The 5292-nt window shown below is 68.5% G+C and carries 7 protein-coding genes; 4 read left to right on the forward strand and 3 right to left on the reverse strand.

The window, feature by feature from the left end:
- A partial coding sequence (locus tag Y706_RS24555; protein ID WP_253906745.1) for a glycoside hydrolase family 5 protein occupies positions 1-614 on the reverse strand: 614 nt, incomplete at its 3' end.
- 388 nt (positions 615-1002) lie between these two features.
- On the opposite strand from Y706_RS24555, the gene Y706_RS30130 reads away from it, so the two are divergent.
- Both Y706_RS30130 and Y706_RS30135 read left to right on the forward strand, forming a co-directional pair.
- Positions 1003-1830, forward strand: coding sequence for an MFS transporter (locus Y706_RS30130; protein WP_253906746.1), 828 nt, complete (start codon positions 1003-1005; stop codon positions 1828-1830).
- Positions 1761-2318, forward strand: a complete 558-nt coding sequence (locus Y706_RS30135) for an MFS transporter (RefSeq protein ID WP_253906747.1) — start codon at positions 1761-1763, stop codon at positions 2316-2318. The genes Y706_RS30130 and Y706_RS30135 overlap by 70 nt, the downstream gene beginning before the upstream one ends.
- On the opposite strand, the gene Y706_RS0109150 is transcribed toward Y706_RS30135, so the two are convergent.
- Positions 2315-2788 carry a DUF2231 domain-containing protein gene (locus tag Y706_RS0109150; protein ID WP_028276359.1) on the reverse strand — a complete coding sequence of 158 codons (474 nt, stop codon included), beginning with the start codon at positions 2786-2788 and terminating at the stop codon, positions 2315-2317. The genes Y706_RS30135 and Y706_RS0109150 overlap by 4 nt on opposite strands.
- Before the next feature lie 86 nt (positions 2789-2874).
- On the opposite strand from Y706_RS0109150, the gene Y706_RS0109155 reads away from it, so the two are divergent.
- Positions 2875-3885 (forward strand): hypothetical protein, encoded by a 1011-nt coding sequence (locus Y706_RS0109155; protein WP_028276360.1) that lies wholly within the window; start codon positions 2875-2877, stop codon positions 3883-3885.
- 36 nt (positions 3886-3921) lie between these two features.
- Entirely contained in the window at positions 3922-4179 is a 258-nt protein-coding gene (locus Y706_RS24565; protein ID WP_084476045.1) for a hypothetical protein, read from the forward strand.
- Between the two features lie 96 nt (positions 4180-4275).
- Here Y706_RS24565 and Y706_RS0109165 read toward each other — a convergent pair whose 3' ends face one another.
- Positions 4276-5121, reverse strand: a complete 846-nt coding sequence (locus Y706_RS0109165; protein ID WP_028276361.1) for an aldo/keto reductase — start codon at positions 5119-5121, stop codon at positions 4276-4278.
- Between the last annotated feature and the right edge of the window lie 171 nt (positions 5122-5292).

Genomic DNA, 5292 nt, shown 5'->3' on the forward strand with positions numbered 1-5292 from the left:
CCCTGCCAGTCGGTGGCGGCGGCGCCGCCCCACGTCGCCGCCCCTGCAGGCTCATTGTGAAGGTCGGCGCCGATGACGGTGGAATCGTTCTTATAGCGGGCGGCGAGCATCTTCCAGTCAGCGATCCACTTCGACTCCGGGTAGGCGGAGGTGTACCAAAGCGGGGACTGGTCGGCAGAGGATGGCCGGTGCCGGTCCAGGATGATCTGCAGGCCGTTGGCCTTCGCGCGGGCGATCACCGTGTCCATCAGGACCAGGGGTGACTTGCCCTCCAGCGCGTAGGCGCGGTTTGCCCAGTAGTTCAGGTTGCCCTTGATGGATGCCGCTGCCAGGCACTCGTTGGAGAACGGCAGGCGGACGGTGTTGAATCCCATCGATTTGATGTTGGCCAGGGCCTCGTCGATGGTCAGGGTTCCCCAGAGCCCGTGCGGCATGCAGTCTGTGGTTTCCATGCCGAACCAGGACGCGGCCTTGATCGTATACGGGGCGTTGTTCGAGTCCAGGATCCTCCCGCCAGAGGTGTGCAGCCAGCCGGTGGGCGGCGGCGTTGTAGCGGCAGAGGCCAGGGGAAGCGAGGCCGCGGCGACGCCGGTGAGGGCCAGTCCGGCAGCCACAGCGATGCCAAGAAGTGTGGCAGTCAGGCTGGGGCGCCTTCCCCCGGCGTGGAGTGGCGGATTCGAAAACGGTTTCACAGTTCCTCCGTGAGAATGACGTGCAGGTGCGGCCTGGTTGGTGCGGCTCTTGGCGCGCGGGGCGGCACCGAGGATGAAGGCCCCTTCCGGCGGGTGCCGGCGGGTGCCGTCCGAGCTCATGGGTGTGTTGCCTTTCAGTCCGTCATTGTGGGTCCCCCCGGCCCGCACAATACGGATCGGCCCTCAAAAAGTACCAAGCTGCCGCCCAGAAAGAACCCCTTTGGCCAATATTTCCTTCTGCGCCTCGACGCGGCGACAGGCCCCTGACCTGCGTATTGTCTTTTTCCGGGCCGTCCGTCAGCCTTAGGAAATGGAACGGCCCGGGCGCAGGATGCCAGCCGGCCAGCAATACCCGCCGTCGCGGTCCGGAAGCCAAACCGGGAATTGGCGGCACCGGCTGTGGGGCCCGGTTGTCGGCTTCGGCCTGGTCAGCCTCGCCGCGGACATGGTGTCCGACGGCGCCCGCCCGCTCGGCGGTCCCCTGCTGGCCCAGCTCGGTGCGTCCGCGCTGTTCGTCGGCCTCGTGACCGGCGCCGCGGAAGCCGCGTCCCAGGGACTCCGGCTGGTATTCGGCCCCTGGGCGGATCGCACCGGGAAGTACTGGACTTTCACGATGGCCGGCTATGTGCTGACGGCGGTGTGCATCCCGCTGCTGGCGTTGACGCCGTTCGCCGGGACCGCCGGGATGGCTCTGGCGGCCGTGCTCATCATCGGGGACAGGGTAGGCAAAGCCGTCCGCAGCCCGGCGAAAACCGTGCTGCTCGCCGCCGCCGCCGGGCCGGTTGGCCGGGGCCGCGGCTTCGCCGTCCACAAGTCCCTCGATCTGGCCGGGGCGCTCCTGGGCCCGCTGCTCGTCTCGGCGGTGCTGGTTGCCACCGGCTCACTGCCGGCAGCCTTTGCGGTGCTCATCATTCCTGCGGCGGCGGCGCTGGTGATTCTCGTTTGGCTGCGCCGCCGCGTCCGGGATCCCGGCGCGGACAGGCCCGTGGCCGACCCCTCCGGCTTGCCGGAGCCGCCCCGGGGAAACCCGCCGGGCGGCCGCCGTCGGCGCTCTCCAGCGTCTTCATCTTGTTCGCGTTGGCCGGGTTCTTCTGGAGCGCCGGACTGGTCGCCTTCGGCGTCATCTCCTATCACCTGACGGCCGACGTGGCCGTCCCCGTCTCGGTGGTTCCGCTGCTGTACGCCGGCGCCATGGGGGCCGCCGCCGTCGGGGCCCTCGCCAGTGGCGTCCTTTACGACCGCGCCGGGGCGGCCGTGCTCCTGGCGCTGCCCGTGCTGATTATGGGGGTGCCCGTACTGGCCCTGGCGCCGAGCGCCGGGCTCGTGCTCGCGGGCGTCCTGGTCTGGGGCGCCGCCACCGGCATCCAGGACTCCACCGTCAAGGCGCTGGTCGCCGATTTGATGCCCCAACCCCGGCAGGGCACGGCGTACGGGGTGTTCGCGGCGTTCGAGGGCGCCGGCGCCTTGGCCGGCGGCGCCCTGTACGGGTCACTTTACGGCGCACGGCCGGCGCTCATCGCTGCCGTGGCCGCACTGCAGGCAACGGCCCTTGTCCTGCTGCTCGTCACGCTGCACCGGGCCCGGCACGCATCGCCTGGCCAAGGGCCCGCAGAGGGGCTGAGTTAGCGCGCCCAGACCGAGGCCGCGCCGGAATGTCCCGTGATGATGCTCTGGTAAATGTAGAAGGCCCCCGCGAGGGCGCCGGCAATCAGGACGGCTCCCCGGACAATCCGGTTGCTCCGAAGGCCGCCAAGAAACGCCAGGCGCCGGCCAAAGGGCTCGTAGGTGACCATCAACATTGCCGCGACCAGGACGAAGAAGATCACGGAAAGCACTTTGAGTACGTCACCTTCCTGGGCGTGCTCGTGGGCCAGCGCCGACGCGGGACGGACTTTCTCCAGCTGCTCGCCTGCCTGCGCGGTCAGGAGTGTTACTGGCACCAGCCCCAGTGACAACACGCCCAGGGGCCACGCCAGGTAGCCCCACCAGCGCCGTGCCACGGCATAAACGATGGCGCCGAGACCTGCAATGGGCGCTAATACCACTACGGCGTGGACGAGCAGGACATGGGCCGGGAGCCCACCAATTTCGATCAAGTGAAATCTCCTCCAGAACGTGACGGCACCGGGTCTGATGACGGGGCAGCGAACTCGCGGCGGGGCCGGACTCCTATGATTCTTGCATGGGATCGCGGGAACTAGCGGGCATTGCCGGGCCGCTCTATGCATTGCCCTACGGGGAGTTCGTGGCTGCTAGAACGGCGGCGGCCAAAGACGTCAGTTCCGCGGGTGTCACCGCCGCCGAGCAGCGTGCCCTGGCGGCCGCAGTCCGTGCCCTGCCCAAGCCGTCGGTCGCGGCGTGGGCGGTGAACATGCTGGCGGCGCACAGCCCCGAAATTCTGCGGGAGCTTGCTGCGCTGGGGACGTCGATGCAGGCCGCACAGGATGCCCTGGATGCAGCGGACCTCCGCCGCCTCGCCCAGCAGCGGCGCCAGCTCCTCGCCAGCACGGTGAAGGCGGCGCAGGCCTTGGCGGCCCGGCACGGACGGGCCATCAGTGCCGCCGTCGCGACGGAAGTGGAACAGACCCTGCGGGCCGCCACCGCCGATCCCGGGGCCGCCGCCGCCGTGCAAAGCGGCTGTCTGCTCCGGGCGCTCTCGGCGGACGGGGTCGACGTCGTCGACCTCGCCGGCGCAGTGGCTGTCCCGGGGAGCCATGCGGCGTCGGTGCCCGGCACTGGAGCCGCGCCTGGAACGGCCAGCGTCCGCGGGACAGAACCGGCGGACCGGACCGCACAGCGCGGCGGAACTGCCAGCGGAAAGCCGACAACGGGACAGCCCCGCCTCCGGGCCGTCGGGACGGCACGGATGACGCCCACGCCGTCGGCGGTGGAACGGGCGCGGACCGCCCTGGAGGCGGCCGAAGTGGCCGCCGCGGAAGCCGACGAGGAGGCAGGCCGCGCGGCCGCGGAGCTGGCGGAGGCGACGGCGGAAACCAGCCGGCTGGCCGACGAGGTGCGCGAGCTCAGGCGGCGTCTGGACGCGGCAGAAGCCGGGCTCAAAACGGCCCGGAAGGATCACGAGCTGGCGTCGGCTCTGGCGCAGCAGACGGCACGGGCCGCCGACCGGCAGCGCCGCAAGGAAGTCCTGGCGCGGGAACGGGTGCTGCGGCTCGGCAACACGCCGGAGGAGTGAAGTCTTAGTGTCGGTGGTCAGTCGCACACTGGAATCATGGAGAACAACCAGAATTTCCAGCAGGGTTTCCGCCATGATATCGAGTCAGATTTTGAGGCGGATTTCAACGACGCACAGGATGGCGCACTGCATTTCGTGGTCACCTACCTGGACATCGACTGCGGCCGGATCCGCACCGAGAGCTTCGATGACGCTGCCTCCGCAGACCGCTTCGCCAGCCGCTGCGTTGCGGGCGAAGACGGCTGGGCCGTGGTCGATGCAATCCCGGCGAAAGAGCGCCGGGCCGCCGCCTGACTCCGGAGGCTTTCGGGACGCCCGAAGGGCCTCCACCCCGTGCGGGGTGAAGGCCCTGTGCGAACGCCGGCTGGCTGCCGGCGTCACGGGAGGTGCTTAGGCGAAGTCGGAGACGGCCGGATCCGGTCCGATCCGGCCGGCATCTTCGGCAGAACGGTCCAGCCCGTTGATGGCCTGGATGTCGGTCTCGTCGAGGCTGACGTCCAGGGCCGCGTAGTTCTCGCGGATCCGGGACTCGGTCACCGACTTCGGAATGACCACGTTGCCGATGGCCAGGTGCCAGGCGATGACAACCTGGGCCGGGGTGGCGCCGTGCTTGGCGGCAATCTGGGCAATGACGGGGCTCTCGAGGAGCTCGCCGCCCTGGCCCAGCGGCGACCATGCCTGGGTGAGGATGCCCTTGGACGCGTTGAACTCGCGCAGGTCGGCCTGGCTGAAGAACGGGTGCAGTTCGACCTGGTTGATGGCCGGAACAACGCCGGTCTCATCGATCAGGCGCTGCAGGCCCTCCTTGGTGAAGTTGGAGACGCCAATGGTCTTGACCCGGCCCTGCTTCTGGAGCTCGATGAGGGCCTTCCAGGTGTCAACGTATTTGTCCTGCTTGGGCTGCATCCAGTGGATCAGGTACAGGTCCAGGGTCTCGAGGCCGAGCCGCTCCATGGATTCCTCGAACGCTTTCAGGGTGGACTCGTAGCCCTGGTCCGCGTTCCACAGCTTGGTGGTGATGAAAATTTCCTCGGGCTTGAGGCCGGAACGCTCGATGGCGCGGCCTACGCCTGCTTCGTTGCCGTAGATCTTTGCCGTGTCGATGTGGCGGAAGCCGGCCTCGAACGCCTGGACAACCACCTTTTCGGCCACGTCATCTTCAACCTGCCACACGCCGTAGCCAAGCTGGGGGATGGTGTTTCCGTCATTGAAAGTCAGTTCCGGTGAAAAAGTCATATAAGTATCCTGCCAACTTCGGCGCCCTCCGGCCAGCGACAGGGCGCCGCTAAGCTAGGCGCGTAACCGGGAATACCAGGGAAATTCAGGGAATGTCGGGAACCCCAGCCATGCCGGGCCGGCTGTGCAAAGACCAATTCGCCAAGCGGCTCAGGCTGGCGTCGGGCCGCC

The sequence above is a fragment of the Arthrobacter sp. I3 genome, assembly GCF_000520575.1.
Classification (GTDB): domain Bacteria; phylum Actinomycetota; class Actinomycetes; order Actinomycetales; family Micrococcaceae; genus Arthrobacter; species Arthrobacter humicola_A.